Source organism: Clostridium sp. AM54-37XD (assembly GCF_003478225.1).
Classification (GTDB): Bacteria; Bacillota; Clostridia; order Lachnospirales; family Lachnospiraceae; genus Coprococcus; species Coprococcus ammoniilyticus.
The window spans coordinates 1-15,831 of the sequence record NZ_QUEV01000016.1; the positions used below are offsets into that span (position 1 = coordinate 1).

A 15,831-nucleotide genomic window follows, 5' to 3' on the forward strand; every position below is an offset into this window, starting at 1 on the left:
ATTTGATTAAGGATAGACGATACCGCATATCTTGTGTTATAGTAGCCATAGCAGAGAACTCCTTTTTTGTTTTTTTGTTGTGGTGACTAAAATATAACACAAAAGAAGCTTCTCTGCTTTTTTTATATTCAGTTGTAACACATGTATTGTAATCCTACAACAAGTAATAGAAATAGGATAGAAATAAAATTGATGGGAATAAGATCAGATCTTATTTTTCAGAAATGGAAATATTTTCACTTCGCCCCTTGACAAATAAATTTCTCTATACTAATATTGATGAGTATGTTTACATTGAATTGTCCGTGTCCGGTTTTAATGTAAAAACCTTATTATAATCTATAATTCAAATGGAGGTAGAGAATTTTGGCTAACATCAAATCTGCAAAGAAAAGAATTGAAGTAATTGACAAGAAGACTTTAAGAAACAAGATGATCAAGTCTAAGGTTAAGACAGTTATCAAAAAGGTAGAAGCTGCTATCGCTGCTGGTGACAAAGAAGCTGCTCAGGCAAATCTTCTGGTTGCTATCTCAGAGATTAACAAGGCTGCTTCAAAGGGCGTTTACCACAAGAACAATGCTTCTCGTAAAGTATCACGTCTTACAGCCGCTGTCAACAAGATGGCTTAATCTGACTCATATATATTTTTATAATTGATTACATATGTAAGGCTGCACATATATAATCAAAACCGTCAAAAAAACAGAACCTATTGAGGTTCTGTTTTTTTGTGTAATAATTCCGGCATCCAAATCGCAATACCTACGGTATGTTTTGACTCACTGCATTCCTGCGCGTCACATACCATCTACCGACTCAATGATATTAACAACACTTCCACTGCCACTACATCCGATGCCTGACTCGTCTTTAATTTATAGTCAGTATCCTGACAGGCTTCCATGATCTTCTTCAGTTCCTGTTCTGAATAATTCCGGCACTGTTCCGCATATTTCTTCACCGACCATGACGGAATGCCTAGCACCGATGCCGTATCTGCATAATTTTTATTCTCGGCAAGACACATCTTTGTTTTTAATAACAGATCATACTGTCTGGCGATCAAAAACAAAATCCGCATCGCAGGCTCCCTGTTTTCAAGCAGCTCATGATACAGGTGAAGTGCACGATCCTGCTGCTTTCTGGATATGGCATCGATCATCTCAAATATATGTCCCTCCGAATTGCCAACACAGAGAGCTTCCACATCGGATACCGTTACATCCTCCCTGTCTACCGTATAGCTTATCAGCTTATCAATCTCATTCTTGATCGAATTCATATCTGATCCGGTATGCTCGATCAGGGAACGGATCGCATCATCGGTTATCCGTTTTCCTTCTCCCTTGAACATTCCTTTAACCCATACAGCAAGCGTCTTCTCATTTGGTGTTTCAAAGCACAGAGCTTCTCCCAGCTTATCAACGGTTTTATATAATTTATTTCTCTTATCAACTTCTGACTCAACAAACAGGATCAGCGAAGTATCCGGCAGCTCTTTGATCCGCTCCGCAAATTCCTCACAGCTCTTTTTAAACAATCCGGTTCCTTCTGCCAGCACCACACGCCGGTCAGCGAAGAATGGCATTGTCTCACAGAAGCCTATGATCTCCATCGGGTCGATCTTCTCTCCTGCAAACTTTGCAAAGTTCATATTGTCCTCACGGTCTGTTACCGCCGAAAGCAATTTGTCTCTGTACTGGTTCACAAGATATGTTTCATCTCCGTATAACAGATATACCGGAGCATAGCTTTCATTCTTTATATGCTCGTTGATAACCGCCATTGCATCCTTACCGCTCTGTTTTTTTCCTGCTGCCATAGCTATGTCTCCTTTCTTTCCTGTTCCAGTCCATTATGCCAAATACCGATTTGATTTTCAACACCTGTCTATGATATTCTTCCGTAATACAGATGGTCACGCCATGTTCCAAATGCTTTTGTTACCAGTCCCAGTGCAAAGCCTACCAGAACCGCTGCCATGACTGTTCCGATTCCCACACTGCCAACACTATGTATTGCGATCAAACATGTAACTAACGATATGATAACCATACTGCAGTCAAATCCGATCTTAACCTTTGGAAATGCAATACCGGTGATCGCTGATACTGCCTGCATCGCTCCCTCTCCTGCAAGCGGCATAATATTTGCCGGCAGATAGAAGAAGATTCCGACAGCGATCAGAACAACACTGATCAGCATCATTCCCAGTCGTATCAACATATTATCGGTAGATGGCAGCAACGCCACAAGTGAATTACATAAAGTTGTAAATTTTCCAAATATAATTCCAACTACAATCTGACACAGATTGATCCATTTAAAATTTTTCCGTAATAACAGGATCTGCAGCAAAACCAGCACAACATGAAACAGGATAGTTGCGTTTCCCATCTCCATACCAAATACACAGGTAATCGTATATGGGATCGAGCTTACCGGCGATACCCCAAGGTTTGATTTTACCGATACGGCTATTCCTGCCGTCATGATAAATAAGCCTCCCAGATATGCCACCAGCCGGATTCCCAATCGATCTTTCCACTTCATTTTCTCTCACCTTTCTCTTTCTGACTTTAAACCACAAAAAAAATCTGGTATCATACATCTACCAGACTTTTATCTACTGATCTATTGTAAGAAATGGCACTGGCGAAGTCAAGCGGCTTTGCGTATAGTTTGTGAGATATTACCAAATCCAGACCGAAATTCAGACCGTGATTTCGATCTGATTATCCTCGATACATAGAACACAGCTCTCATAATATCCATCACCTGTCACCCGTGGTCCGCTGACAACTTTATATCCGTCCTCCTGAAGTCTCCTGGTAAGCTCATCTACTTTCTCTCTGCTTCCAACCGAAAACGCGATATGAATATACCCTGTTCGTGCCAGCTCTTTTCTCACATTGGATACTCGTGGTTTCTGCATGATCTCCAGTCTTGCTCCATCGTCAAAGCTTAAGAAATACGACTGAAGCTCCGTTTTCGGATTATAATACCGCTCGCCCGCGTTTGCCCCAAAATATTTTATAAAAAAATCTTTTGTCTTTTCCAAATCTTCTACATACATTGCCACATGTTCTATCTGCATATCTGATATTCTCCTGTTTTCTATGTACTTAAAAAATATAACCGAAATATAAAATTTATCCAATCCGGATTATCCGGGTTGTCAATTCAACTCTTTTCTGTTATAGTAGCAAAGATTTTTGAGAATATCAAATACAAAAATCTAAAATTCAATTTTCAAATGGAGGTGAATTTTCATGGATAGTTGCGATCGTATTGGACGAAGTAAAATATGCGATGTTAGGATAAGGAAGCATAAATGGATGTGGCTGTCTATGAAGCTCCGATAACCCCATCTTATATTGTTGTGTGCCTTTTCATACATCGCATCAGACGATCCTGACCATCCGGTCTTCACACTGAGACGATGTATTTTTATGTCTGAAAACAGGCAGGAAGGAGGTCACAATGACAAAAATCACAGTATTTAAAAAAGATTATGTAACAGAACTCGTAAAAATCATTCGTAATGCAAAGAACGCACAGGTATTGCAGAAGCATTTGGCAAACTATCACGACAAAGATGTCGCAGAAGCAATCACACGGCTAAACGAAACAGAACGAATCCGCCTGTACACTATGATCGGCACCCCACGGCTTGCAGAAATTTTCTCCTATCTGGATGATGCCAAGCCATATCTGGATGAACTGTCACTCGATAAAGCCGCAAGAGTCATATCTGATATGGATGCAGATGATGCTCTGGATATTCTGGATGAATTCTCTGACGAACAACAGCAGGAAATGGTTGCCCGGCTGGACGACGACTCCCGGAGAGATGTAAAGAAACTGCTTTCTTATGAGGATGACGAGATCGGAAGCTGTATGACGAACAATTATATCTGTATTCCTGACACGCTGTCTATCCGTGAAGCTATGAGCGCACTGGTTCGGCAGGCAGGAGAACATGATAATATCTCGACGATCTATACCACCGACCGGGCTGGTCAGTTTTCCGGTGCTATCGATCTGAAAGATCTGATCATCGCACGAGAAAATGACCATTTGTCAAATATTATCAGCCACTCCTATCCATCTGTCTATGAGCATGTGAAGATTGCTGACTGTATCGAAGATCTTACCGATTATGAAGAAGATTCCATCCCTGTTTTATCCGAAAATGGAACCATCGCCGGTATCCTGACTGCAAATGACATCGTAGAACTGGTTGATAATGCCATGGGTGATGACTATGCCAAACTCGCCGGTCTTACATCTGAAGAAGATCTGAACGAGCCTACCTTTACCAGCATGAAAAAACGTCTGCCATGGCTCATCATCCTTCTGTTCCTTGGCATGGCGGTATCCTCTGTGGTCGGAATGTTTGAATCCGTTGTTGCGGTACTTCCAATCGTAATATGCTTCCAGTCCCTTGTCCTTGATATGGCTGGAAATGTCGGCACACAGTCCCTCGCTGTTACGATCCGTGTACTTATGGACGAAGACCTGAGTACTAAAAAGAAGCTTTCCCTTCTTATCAAAGAAATGAAGATCGGCTTCTTAAATGGTGCAAGCCTTGGAATCATGGCACTCCTGTTTTTAGGAATCTATATCCACTATTTTAAGAAATATATATGGGCATCTGCATTCCTGATCTCTGGCTGTGTCGGCATCTCGCTGATCGTTGCAATGGTGATCTCAAGCTTTGTCGGAACTATCATTCCTATGTTCTTCCACAAGATCCATATTGATCCTGCGGTTGCTTCCGGTCCACTCATTACAACGGTCAATGATCTGGTTGCCGTGATCACCTACTACGGACTGGCAATGGTATTTTTGATCAATATTTTTCATATTTAGGTTTTGAATCTTCATCGTTCCGGCAAAAGACAGGTTGTTTTCTATAACAGAAATCACTTCTCTTTTGCCAGAACTTTTTTACACCAGGTTTTTGTTCCACATTTTGGACATTTCAAATATCTTGTTGAAATCATATGCATTCCCATTGTATATGCACCAAAGGTCGGAACAAACAGCTCATTGCAATGACGGCATTTGTAATAACCGATGGTGCGCTCACCTTCCATCGCAACCATAAGTCCACAACCAAATATAACACATGCGATCACTATCAGTAATATCTTAACCAGTACTGCGATCACCTCTGTATACACTGCAACAACCATGATCAATGTAATAAATGATATCGTTGCAATTAAACCCGTTATAATTGTAGGAATTAATTTCTTCTTGTTTTCTTCTCTTTCTTTAATCATATTCACCATATTTTCCTCCGCTTTCTTTTGATATTCTTCCTCAGACACTCTTGCACCGGACAACAGTTCATTTACCGTAATGTCCAGTTCCTTACATAAAGGTAATAACAGAGACACTTCCGGGAATCCCTTTCCACATTCCCATTTAGAAACTGTTTTATCACTGATATTCAGTTTTTCTGCAAGCTGCTTCTGTGTACAACCTTTTCTTTTTCTTTCTGCTGCAATAAACCTGCCTATACTGATCTGATCCATATCTGCCTCCTTTCTGACCAGATTATTACATACCTGCATCCGGCATCATACCCATAAAGCGTAGAAAATGGTGAATTTCTGCGGATTCTACGCACTGTAGAGTGTAGTTTGCCGTTTCTTTATACTAATTATATCATGTGCTTCGCACATTCTATGCATTCCGCAAAATCAGCATCCTTGCGAGCAAATAATTTTGCGTTCATTATATCAAATGTGTCATTTATCCGAAATAATATTCTGCCACTTGCTCTATTCTTTCCATTCCGATAGGACAAGCACTGGTTTCATATGTCATAATTAAATTAATAGATGGTATTATTCCATTATCACAATATGTTTTTATTTTCCTGCAGGCATGACTCGCATATTCTGGATTGTCCATCATACCGAAATGTTCCCAATAATAATACTCTCCTGTTTTTGGATGTCGAATCGTAAAATCCGGATACATTACTATCCCATCCAGCACCAACTGATTTTCATATCGAAATGGTATTCTTTCCCGAAATAAAACATTATCGATCATTGCTTCTGATTTAGAACGAAGATACTTGCCCTGCGTCCCTTTTATATTCAAATTCTCCGGATATTTCTTATTTGTTTCATATTCTTCTGTCATCCATGCTTCTAAATTTTCTGAATGCGGTCCAAATGCCTTTCCCAGCAATTCAATGTAACCATCATTTTCCAATAACATATCAGATGCATTATTTTCCTTTTGCACTTTTCTTATATATGCATTACATGCTTCAAGCTCGCACATTAAATCCTGTTTTCTTAACATATAATACTTTTTCATAGCAAGTTTTTCAGCCAAGAGTCTCTCTTTCTTTGGCAGATATATCGGCTTTCCTGCACTCTTCAAATACCACTTATATCCTTTTCCATTTTTGGCACATATTAATTCTTCTTTCGGAAATGTTTTCTCTAATATCTCTATCTTCTGTATTTCTTTTTTCAATTTGACGATTCTCTTTATTATTATATCTTTAATCATACGCATTCTCCTCGTTTCTTTTATGTTCTTTTTCTGCAATATTTTTATTGGTATAATTTCCATTTTTATTTGTTAATACCCCCTGAAAACACTTCTCCCATGGTATCAGGCTATTTCCCCACTTTGCATACCCTTCTGCTCATCCTGTTTGTGGTATATTGTCTAATTTTCTTTATCCATACCCTTGTTCAATCCGCTGTAGCGGGTATTATATTAGCTTGCTTTCTTCCATACCCCTTGCACCGCCATTAGCCTTGGTATAACAGTCCATTTTCTTGAATAATACCCAAAATTCTTCTTTCATCGATGGTATTATCCAAATCTTTTCTCTCATATACCCATTATTTCATTTGGGGCTTGGTATCAATCCTTAATTTTATCCTCCGTACCCTGAAATCTTCATGAACCGTTCCAGATGTGCGTTTGGTATCAATGCTTAATTTTATCCTCCGTACCCATGAAGCATAATTTTCCCTGCCCGTATCTGCAAAATTACAGCGCCACTGCTGTCAGTACGGTAAACCTCTGCACCGGCAGCCTGCAGTCTCTCCAGCGTTTCTTTATGTGGGTGACCATACCGGTTCTTTTTTCCACAACTGATCACCGCATACTGCGGCTTTATATCTTGAAGAAACGGCTCCGAGGTTGCATATCTGGAGCCATGATGCCCTGTTTTTAAAACATCAACCGCACCCAATCTTCCAGTCTCTGTCATCTGCTGTTCTGCTTTTTCCCCTGCATCGCCTGTAAACAGAAGATGAAAGGAATCGATACTTGCCTGCAGCACAAGAGAGGCTTCATTTGCATCTGCGTGAACATCCGATTCTCCCGGATATATGCATGCGATCCGAAATATCCCGGAAGCTCCGGCTTCCGGTTCAGAAAATATGCTACCCGCATCCATATATAAAACCTCAGTTCCATGCTGTTCTGCCTGATTGATCAGTTCCAGTAGCCCCTCCCGGTCGCCATATTCCGCCACAACAAGATTCCGGATCCGAATCCCGGTATGCTCCAGCTCATATAATTCCTGAAGCCCGGATATATGATCTTTATCCCCATGTGTTATAAAAACATAATCCAGTTCTGCCATCCCATAATACCGAAGAGCAGGAAGCAAAACATATTCTCCTACCTTCTTATTATCCGATGAACCACAATCGATCATAATATTCGTTCCCTGTTCCGTCCGGATCAGTATACCATCCCCCTGCCCGACATCCAGAAAAGCAACCGTAAATGGACGGTCGAGCACGCTTCCTGCATATATACAGAATATCAGCACGACAAAAATCTCTGCGATCCCATACCGGATTTTTCTGTGTTTCCGTTCCTTTATCGTCTGCTGATCACACTTTTCTTCCACTGCCTGATTTCTACGGACCTGCCATTTTGACTTTTTTACGATTTTTCGAGTCTGTTTGCCTTCCGTTCTGTTTCCTCTATCTGCTCTCATCCTGGTCATAAAATATAAGGATATTAGTAACGCAATATAATAACCCACCACCAGCTTCACCGGAATATGTCCGATATTGATACAGGCTCCGGGAAGCTGTTCCATCCCCTGACACAACATTTCATATAACCACAAAATCCCCTTCACCGGAATCGTAAGCCATCCGGCCGCCTGAAGTGACATGCAGCCACAGATAACCGTTCCGATCCCACCGGTCAGGACGACCGATACACATGGCACAACGATCAGATTTAATAAAATACCATACAATGGAAACTGGTAATAATAGTAGACGATCACCGGCAAGGTCGCCAGAAAGGTTGCCATGCTGACAGTAAGCGACTGCCGGATTTTCTCCCCTGCACCAAATATGTGTTGTAACACCGTCCCTGCACCAAGCTTATTGATTAGGTCGGCACTTCCCCTTTTGCTAAATACCCGTTGTAACACCGGCACGATCACAGCTATCCCGATTATCGCTGCAAATGAAAGCTGAAATCCGGCATCTAATACAACATAAGGATTTATCACCGACATCCATACCCCGGCAATTCCTGTTGAGGTCAGAAGATCCACCGAACGCCCAATGGCTTTCCCAAATAACAGGAGCCCCATCATAATGATTGCCCGCATCGTTGATCCTGCAAGTCCGGTCATCTGTCCATACAGAATAACCAGAATACTGCATCCAATTCCCGCACTCCAGTAGGAAACTCCCCATTTTCGCATACGCCGATACAAGGTCATACCAATGATCGCAATATGTAATGCCGATATTGCAAGAATATGTGCAATACCATTCAACTGATACATCCGTTTCACATCACCGTCCATCCCCTGCCGTTCACCCAGAAGCATCGCCCGAATCACAGATGCATCCTCCTCGCCGTATAAGTTACCAATTACATCTGATATCCGTTTTCGGAGCTTCCGAAGCCCCGCCCGTATATGCGAGTACTGTTTTCCTGTTTTCTGCAGCTCTGCATCTGAAAGTATAAGAAAGATCCCCTGGCTCCTGTAGTATCGATATGCATCAAAGGCTCCCGGATTTCCCGCATGCTCCGGCTGTTCAAATCTGCCGGCAAATACTGCCTCCTGTCCCGGATACAAGGTTATACCTTTCTCCACATACACAAGCAGCTTCATATTTTCATGAAACCCAGTCCATTCTTCACCGGACATTCCTCTTGCATCCACGATCTTAATAAAGACCTGCTGCCTGTTTTCCGTTTCCTTTATCTCGTATATCGTTCCGGAAATTGTTCCGGAACAACCGTTCAGCCGGGAAGCATATTGTTCCTGCTCATGCAATATGTTGATATTCATATACCCCATTCCGGCAAACAGCACATATATGAGAATTCCGACAGTTACTCTTACTGTTCGTTTTACATCCACACTCTGCTTTGTCTGTCTTCGCCTGTCCGACATCCGTATTTTTTCATCCCAGCCGGACTCTTCTTTCTGTTTTTGCTGTTTTTGCCTTTTTCCCTGTTTTTGCCCTTTTTCTCCCGTAAACAGAAAAAAGGCTGCAACTATCATTGCAGCCAAAGTAAACCACCTGCTGCCAGCAATCGCCTCCGCCTCTCCAAGCATAAATGCACATGCGGCCCAAAATAGTGGTCTTTTTATTTTCTTTTCCTCCGCTATCTGTCAGTACCTGTCTAATTACACATTGAATAATTCGCTGTGTATGTCTCTGAGAAATCCAAATTCTCTCCATATACTAGATCCTGACTGCCTTCTACCTCAAATACAACACCATCCACATCTGACAGCTCTGTCAGAGAATCAACCAGCGAATAAATGATCACTTTGTCATCATAATCACCGACATGATCCAAAAAGGTCTTGCTGAAATTAACATAACACACCCGATCCAACACATAGATATCAAGAATATCTACATCTTTATCGATCGGACTCTTCCATTCCTGGGAATTCCGAAGTGCTTCCATGATCTGTTCCTCCGGTGCTTTGTAAGACAACGCATCAATCTCCGTCGTCTGCTTATCCAGCCGTTTTCCGGTATTATCCGGCGTATAGATCGTCACAGAATAAGAAGCCTCCATAAAATTATCACCGATCGTTGAAAATGATTCCGCATTGTAAACACTTGTATCTACCTTCTTCTCTCCAATCAGATCCGACAATTCAAATGAAACCCCTGAAATACCATTTACCTGACACAGGTTTTTGTAAATGCCATTTTACACAACAGGATCTGATAATTCTCTGCGGTATCATAATCCAGATTGAACATGATCGTTACCAGTCCTTTTCCATCATAAGAATATCGCTGATAGGTCATTCCATCTGCAACCGGAATCTTATAAAGCTGCTCGTCTTCTGTTGATATCAACAGATTCATCAGCTTATCTATCACATTTTCCGTTGATTCCAACTGATCGATCTTCGTATCATAGACAGAAAACTCTGTCCATTTCTGATTCATATAATATACGGAATATGTCTGCATCCCGGCATCCGTACCGGTATCTGTTCTCTGACTCTCCGCATGTCCACTTTTCCCACATCCGGTCATAGACAGCAGCGCCACAACTAACAGCATCCCGCTTATAATATGCATGATCCGTTTCTCCATCTTCTGCTCCTTTATTTCACATAGTTCATCGGAACACGTACTGTAAATGTAGTTCCCTTTCCAGGCTCACTGTACACATTTATAATACCCTTATGCATAACGATAATATTCTTTGAGATTGCAAGTCCAAGACCGGTCCCTCCGGTATCCCTGCTTCTCGCCTTATCTACTCTGTAGAAACGTTCGAATATATGCTCTACACAATCCTCCGGAATACCAACACCGGAATCGGCAACCTTAATATACAGATTCTTATGATCGGCATTCAGGGATACGCGGATCCATCCGCCATCCACATTATATTTGATTCCATTTTCGATCAGATTGGAGATTGCCAGCGTAAACTTCACCTTATCAATATCAGCTTCCACTTCCCGGAAGCTTTCAAATGTGATCTCAATGCTTCTCTTTTCTGCCAGAGGCGTCAACCGTTTCAGAATAACCTCCATCAGCTCATTGATATCCACCCGCTCGATATTCAGGCTGTCTGATCCCTTATCTGTCTTGACCAGCGTCAGCAGATCACTGATGATCTGCGCTTCACGGTCAATCTCTAAAACAATATCGTTCATGAATTCCCGGTACATCTCAACCGGAACATTATCCTGCATCAAGATCGATTCTGATAAAACCTTCATTGAAGTAATCGGTGTTTTCAGCTCATGTGATACATTTGATACAAATTCCTGCCGGGATTCCTCCAACAACTGCGATTTGGCAAATATCCCATTCATATTGTCAACAACGCTCCCAGCTTCTCGCCATAAACCATCCGATGAAATCTGTCCCAGAAATCCATCCTTCATATTTACAAGTTGACTCTTGATCTTTCTGGTATCACGAACCGCCATATAAGAAATGAAAAATGCTGTCAGCACCCCGATCACCATAAAAATACAGATCAAGATATTGGCACGGTATGACAAATATCCTCTTTCGTTTTTCATGCTTTCCAGACTGACTGCGATCACAGCTACATCATCAATATAACCTTCCCGGTTCACCACAGGAAACATATACTCAATGTAGGACTGTTCCCGTACCAGCCGTTCGTCTCTGTCTCCCTTCATGATCTCATAGATATCATTATTCATGATATAGGTATCCTTCAACAGACGAAAGCTGTCATAGGCTACCCTGTAATCAGTATCTACGATCATAACTCTGGCAGACAGGCTGTACGCCAGAGTGTTCATACCATGAAAAGTCTTGCTTGTACCTTCTGTTTCCGAATTAATATCATTGATCAGATATTCCAGATTTTTTGCGTTTTCCTGCAACAGTGTTTCACAATCACTATATCTCTGATTCCACATCAACTGTAGCAGAACCGTTTTCATACTGATTGAGATCAGATAAAAACCTGCCATGATCATTACAAAGATAACAACCTGAAGACTGATCCTCCGCCTACTGTTTTTCCAGATATTTTTATTCTTATTTTCTACATTTTCATCTTTACTTTTTTCCATTCCAAAAAAATCCAGTAAGATAGGAATGCTTTACGCATTCCCTGTCTCATCATCCTTTAAAATAGTAGCCAACGCCCCATTTTGTATGAATATACACCGGCTCACCCGGATTCTCCTCAATCTTCTCACGAAGTCTTCTTACATGAACATCCACAGTTCTGGCATCTCCCGGATATGTACTGCCCCAGATCGTATCTAACAGTTCATTTCTGGAATAAACCTTATTCGGATGCGCCATCAGAAGCTCCAGCAAATCGAATTCTTTTGCTGTCAGATTCAGTTCCTTTCCATGAACAAATACACGGCGGCTATCCAATTCTACTTTCATGCCATTGATTTCTAAAATATTTACCGGTTTTACAGGCTCTGCCTTTTTTCCGCTTCTTCTTAAGATAGCTTTGATCCTTGCCTTTACCTCCAGTATGTTAAATGGTTTGGTGATATAATCATCTGCACCATATTCAAGACCCATGATCTTATCCATATCCTCACCCTTGGCCGTCAGCATAATGATCGGAACATTGGAAAATTCACGCACCATCTGGCATACTTCAATTCCGGTATAAACCGGGATCATGATGTCTAACAGAACGATATCATAATCATTGTTTTTGATCTTCTCAAACGCCTCTCCGCCATCATATGCCACGTCTACTTCCATATCATCCTGTTCCAGACTGAATTTCAGACCTTTCACGATCAGTTTCTCATCATCTACGACCAATACCTTTTTCATACCAGATTTCCACCTTTCCTTTGTTTCTATATCTCTACCGACCCACGCAAATATCGTTTTTTATCTTCTGAAATAAATTCTCTCCGATACCATTCACATTCATAATATCTTCTGTTTTTTCAAATGCACCCTGTGTCTCTCTGTAAGTTATGATATTCTCCGCCTTTGCTTCACCAATCCCGGACAATGACATCAGTTCCTCTTTCCCGGCAGTATTGATATTCACTACTCCCGCTTCCATTGTCTGTCCGTTCGTTTCTGTTTCCGGATCCTGCCAGCGTTCCGGCTGCTCCTGCACCTCTTCCTCTGTCGGAAAATAAATCCTCTGTCCATCCTCGATAAAGTCTGCAAGATTTACCACCTGCTCCGCAGCATTCTCTGCAAATCCGCCTGCTGCAAGAAGTGCATCATTGATCCTTGCACCTATCGGGAGTTCATATACCCCTTCTTGTTTTACTGCCCCACAGACAAATACACAGACTCCTGTGTCTTTTATGGCTTCTGTGTCTTCCTGATCTCTTTCTGTAACAGTACCTGCCACGGCGTCTTCGGCATATGCCGTATCATTCTGTGAACCGGTATTCTGCTCTGTCGTCTCAAGTATCATGCCATTTTTCCGGCATCCGACCAGAGTAATCCCGGACAACAACATCCATCCGGCAAGTCCTGCATATAACAGTTTTTTCTTTATTATCATACCTGCATACCTCCTTGATATGCCGGTACACTCATGCACACCCCCATTTTAACGAACTTCGATTCCTTTTACAATAGCAAAATAGAAAAAGACCAGTCATGCGGCATCCGATTTTTCTCGTTATCGGTGCACAGCTCCGGTCTTTTTCTGTTTTACTTTTAACTTTTCATTGAATGTGCTTCTTAGAATAATGGCTCTTTTAAGATTGCAGTACCAATACCCTTCTGAGTAAAGAACTCAAGAAGCAGGCAATGCTTCAGGCGGCCATCCAAAATATGGACTCTTGATACACCATTTTCCATGGCTGTGATACAGTTATTAAGCTTTGGAAGCATACCACCGCCGACAACACCTTTCTCAATGATATCCTTTGCCTCGTGGATGTCCATTTCTGAGATCAGGGTAGACTTATCTGTCGGATCGATAAATACACCTTCAATATCTGTTAAGAATACCAGCTTTTCCGCCTTTAATGCTGTTGCAACAGCACATGCAGCATCATCAGCATTAATATTATAATCCTCATATTCTTCACTGACACCGATAGGAGCGATAACAGGTATAAAATCCTGATCGACCAGTGCATCGATCACCTCTGTATCAACCTTTGTGATCTCGCCTACATAACCGATATCTTTTCCGCCCGGCAGACGCTTCTTAACGGTGAACAGTCCACCATCCTTTCCACTGATACCCACAGCCTTTAAACCAACCTTCTGCATCATGCTGACAAGACTCTTATTTACCTTGGATAATACCATCTCAGCAAGCTCCATTGTCTCACCGTCTGTTACACGAAGTCCATTGATAAATTCAGGCTCTTTTCCAATCTTCTCTACCCATTTGCTGATCTCCTTACCGCCACCATGCACGATAACCGGTTTCAGTCCAACCAGCTTTAATAATGCAACATCTTCGATCACATTGTATTTCAGATTCTCATCCAACATAGCACTTCCGCCATATTTTACAACAATTGTTTTCCCCTGAAATTTCTTAATATAAGGCAAAGCCTCGATCAGTGTCTGTGCTTTTGATATTACCTGATCTACTGTATAATCTCCCTTTACCATCTTATTTACTTCCTCACTTTCTATACTCTGCATTTATCTTGATATATTCATATGTAAGGTCACAGCCCCACGCAGAAGCTGTCTCTGTACCTGCATGCATATCCGCATAAAAACATACCTGATCCGGCGACAGGATCTCCGTCGCTCTTTCTTCATCATAATCGGTACAAACCCCATTTTCAACTATTTTTAAGGAACCGGCTTCGCTGGATATTATGATATCTACCTTATATGGATCAAATGCGATCCCGCTCTGTCCCATCGCGCACACCAGACGTCCCCAGTTCGCATCCGAGCCGTATACGGCGCATTTTACAAGGTTTGAGGTCACCACGGATTTTGCAAGCTTTCTTGCGCCCTCCTTGGATTCCGCCCCTGCTACCTGTACCTGAAACATCCTCGTCGTTCCCTCTCCATCCGCCGCGATCAGCTTCACGAAGTAGGTGTTGATATATCGAAGCGCCTCCACAAATGCCGGATAATCCGCATCCGTTTCAAGCAGCTCATCATTTCCTGCCATGCCATTTGCAAATATCATAACGGTGTCATTCGTTGAAGTATCCCCATCGACAGATAACATATTATAAGTGTCTATGACATCATTTCTCAGTGTTTTCTGCAATAACTCCTGACTGATATTCAGATCCGTTGTCAGGAATCCAAGCACCGTTCCAAGATTCGGATTGATCATACCGGAACCTTTGCACATACCTCCGACGGTAATTGTCTTCCCTTTGATCTGCAGCTTTACCGCGATCTCTTTCTTATATACATCAGTCGTCATAATGGCTTCCGCTGCATGACTTCCACTTTCCAAATCATCGGAAAGCATCCCTGAAAGTTCGCGGATTCCATGCGCGATCGTCTCCATCGGAAGCCTTATACCTATTACTCCGGTCGAAGCAACCGCAACCTGATCAGCCGGTACCTGAAGTTCTGCTGCCGCAAGCTCTGCCATATGCACCACATCAACATCTCCTGCTTCTCCGGTACATGCATTTGCCACTCCACTGTTTACAACCAGTGCCTGACATAATCCTTTATTGTCACATAATGCTTTGTCCCACATAACAGGTGCCGCCTTGACTACATTCTGTGTAAATACTCCAGCTGTCCTCGCCGGACACTTGCTGACAAGCAATGCCATGTCTTTTTTCTTTTTATTTTTTCTTACTCCGGCGTGCATACCTGCTGCCAGAAATCCGATTGGAGCTGTCACTCCGCCGGAAATGATCTCCATACCGATCA

15 protein-coding genes are annotated in these 15,831 nt (G+C 42.0%); 2 read left to right on the top strand and 13 right to left on the bottom strand.

Annotated elements, in window-relative coordinates:
* Positions 1–366: 366 nt before the first annotated feature.
* Positions 367–630 carry a 30S ribosomal protein S20 gene (rpsT, locus tag DXA07_RS12145; RefSeq protein WP_021944824.1) on the top strand — a complete coding sequence of 88 codons (264 nt, stop codon included), beginning with the start codon at positions 367–369 and terminating at the stop codon, positions 628–630.
* 179 nt (positions 631–809) lie between these two features.
* Here the strand turns inward: rpsT and holA are convergent, their stop codons facing one another.
* From holA to DXA07_RS12160, 3 genes are all read right to left on the bottom strand, one after another.
* Entirely contained in the window at positions 810–1,823 is a 1,014-nt protein-coding gene (gene holA, locus DXA07_RS12150) for a DNA polymerase III subunit delta (protein ID WP_117785130.1), read from the bottom strand.
* 68 nt (positions 1,824–1,891) lie between these two features.
* On the bottom strand, positions 1,892–2,554 hold the full coding sequence (locus DXA07_RS12155; RefSeq protein ID WP_117808810.1) for a DUF6198 family protein: 663 nt from the start codon (positions 2,552–2,554) through the stop codon (positions 1,892–1,894).
* A 160-nt stretch (positions 2,555–2,714) separates the two neighbouring features.
* On the bottom strand, positions 2,715–3,098 hold the full coding sequence (locus DXA07_RS12160; protein WP_118484777.1) for a VOC family protein: 384 nt from the start codon (positions 3,096–3,098) through the stop codon (positions 2,715–2,717).
* A 386-nt stretch (positions 3,099–3,484) separates the two neighbouring features.
* Here DXA07_RS12160 and mgtE point away from each other — a divergent pair, with 386 nt between their 5' ends.
* The gene (gene mgtE / locus DXA07_RS12165) at positions 3,485–4,876 is read left to right on the top strand and encodes a magnesium transporter (protein ID WP_117808809.1); all 1,392 of its coding nucleotides are present in this window, start codon (positions 3,485–3,487) and stop codon (positions 4,874–4,876) included.
* A gap of 53 nt (positions 4,877–4,929) precedes the next feature.
* Here mgtE and DXA07_RS12170 read toward each other — a convergent pair whose 3' ends face one another.
* The 10 genes from DXA07_RS12170 to argJ form a co-directional block, all read right to left on the bottom strand.
* The gene (locus DXA07_RS12170; protein ID WP_242996209.1) at positions 4,930–5,547 is read right to left on the bottom strand and encodes a helix-turn-helix domain-containing protein; all 618 of its coding nucleotides are present in this window, start codon (positions 5,545–5,547) and stop codon (positions 4,930–4,932) included.
* A 220-nt stretch (positions 5,548–5,767) separates the two neighbouring features.
* Positions 5,768–6,544 carry a hypothetical protein gene (locus tag DXA07_RS12175; RefSeq protein ID WP_117808807.1) on the bottom strand — a complete coding sequence of 259 codons (777 nt, stop codon included), beginning with the start codon at positions 6,542–6,544 and terminating at the stop codon, positions 5,768–5,770.
* A 442-nt stretch (positions 6,545–6,986) separates the two neighbouring features.
* A complete protein-coding gene (locus DXA07_RS12180; RefSeq protein ID WP_242996211.1) occupies positions 6,987–9,542 on the bottom strand; it encodes a ComEC/Rec2 family competence protein in 2,556 nt (851 codons plus the stop codon).
* A gap of 122 nt (positions 9,543–9,664) precedes the next feature.
* Positions 9,665–10,153: a GerMN domain-containing protein gene (locus tag DXA07_RS12185; protein ID WP_118484779.1), complete on the bottom strand. Its 489-nt coding sequence runs from the start codon at positions 10,151–10,153 to the stop codon at positions 9,665–9,667.
* Positions 10,154–10,179: 26 nt separating this feature from the next.
* On the bottom strand, positions 10,180–10,605 hold the full coding sequence (locus DXA07_RS12190; RefSeq protein ID WP_118484781.1) for a hypothetical protein: 426 nt from the start codon (positions 10,603–10,605) through the stop codon (positions 10,180–10,182).
* An 11-nt stretch (positions 10,606–10,616) separates the two neighbouring features.
* A complete protein-coding gene (locus DXA07_RS12195) occupies positions 10,617–12,077 on the bottom strand; it encodes an ATP-binding protein (RefSeq protein ID WP_118484783.1) in 1,461 nt (486 codons plus the stop codon).
* A gap of 49 nt (positions 12,078–12,126) precedes the next feature.
* Positions 12,127–12,813, bottom strand: a complete 687-nt coding sequence (locus tag DXA07_RS12200) for a response regulator transcription factor (protein WP_117808803.1) — start codon at positions 12,811–12,813, stop codon at positions 12,127–12,129.
* 34 nt (positions 12,814–12,847) lie between these two features.
* On the bottom strand, positions 12,848–13,510 hold the full coding sequence (locus tag DXA07_RS12205) for a helix-hairpin-helix domain-containing protein (protein WP_118484785.1): 663 nt from the start codon (positions 13,508–13,510) through the stop codon (positions 12,848–12,850).
* 182 nt (positions 13,511–13,692) lie between these two features.
* Positions 13,693–14,583, bottom strand: a complete 891-nt coding sequence (gene argB, locus DXA07_RS12210; RefSeq protein WP_117808801.1) for an acetylglutamate kinase — start codon at positions 14,581–14,583, stop codon at positions 13,693–13,695.
* A gap of 13 nt (positions 14,584–14,596) precedes the next feature.
* A complete protein-coding gene (gene argJ, locus DXA07_RS12215; protein ID WP_118484787.1) occupies positions 14,597–15,823 on the bottom strand; it encodes a bifunctional glutamate N-acetyltransferase/amino-acid acetyltransferase ArgJ in 1,227 nt (408 codons plus the stop codon).
* Positions 15,824–15,831: the final 8 nt, after the last annotated feature.

Excerpts from the sequence above, each read along its gene's own strand:
- holA (WP_117785130.1), bottom strand. The coding sequence starts at position 1,823 with ATGGCAGCAGGAAAAAAACAGAGCGGTAAGGATGCAATGGCGGTTATC.
- DXA07_RS12155 (WP_117808810.1), bottom strand. The coding sequence starts at position 2,554 with ATGAAGTGGAAAGATCGATTGGGAATCCGGCTGGTGGCATATCTGGGA.
- DXA07_RS12160 (WP_118484777.1), bottom strand. The coding sequence starts at position 3,098 with ATGCAGATAGAACATGTGGCAATGTATGTAGAAGATTTGGAAAAGACA.
- mgtE (WP_117808809.1), top strand. The coding sequence starts at position 3,485 with ATGACAAAAATCACAGTATTTAAAAAAGATTATGTAACAGAACTCGTA.
- DXA07_RS12170 (WP_242996209.1), bottom strand. The coding sequence starts at position 5,547 with ATGGATCAGATCAGTATAGGCAGGTTTATTGCAGCAGAAAGAAAAAGA.
- DXA07_RS12175 (WP_117808807.1), bottom strand. The coding sequence starts at position 6,544 with ATGATTAAAGATATAATAATAAAGAGAATCGTCAAATTGAAAAAAGAA.
- DXA07_RS12180 (WP_242996211.1), bottom strand. The coding sequence starts at position 9,542 with ATGATAGTTGCAGCCTTTTTTCTGTTTACGGGAGAAAAAGGGCAAAAA.
- DXA07_RS12190 (WP_118484781.1), bottom strand. The coding sequence starts at position 10,605 with ATGGAGAAACGGATCATGCATATTATAAGCGGGATGCTGTTAGTTGTG.
- DXA07_RS12195 (WP_118484783.1), bottom strand. The coding sequence starts at position 12,077 with ATGGAAAAAAGTAAAGATGAAAATGTAGAAAATAAGAATAAAAATATC.
- DXA07_RS12200 (WP_117808803.1), bottom strand. The coding sequence starts at position 12,813 with ATGAAAAAGGTATTGGTCGTAGATGATGAGAAACTGATCGTGAAAGGT.
- DXA07_RS12205 (WP_118484785.1), bottom strand. The coding sequence starts at position 13,510 with ATGATAATAAAGAAAAAACTGTTATATGCAGGACTTGCCGGATGGATG.
- argB (WP_117808801.1), bottom strand. The coding sequence starts at position 14,583 with ATGGTAAAGGGAGATTATACAGTAGATCAGGTAATATCAAAAGCACAG.
- argJ (WP_118484787.1), bottom strand. The coding sequence starts at position 15,823 with ATGGAGATCATTTCCGGCGGAGTGACAGCTCCAATCGGATTTCTGGCA.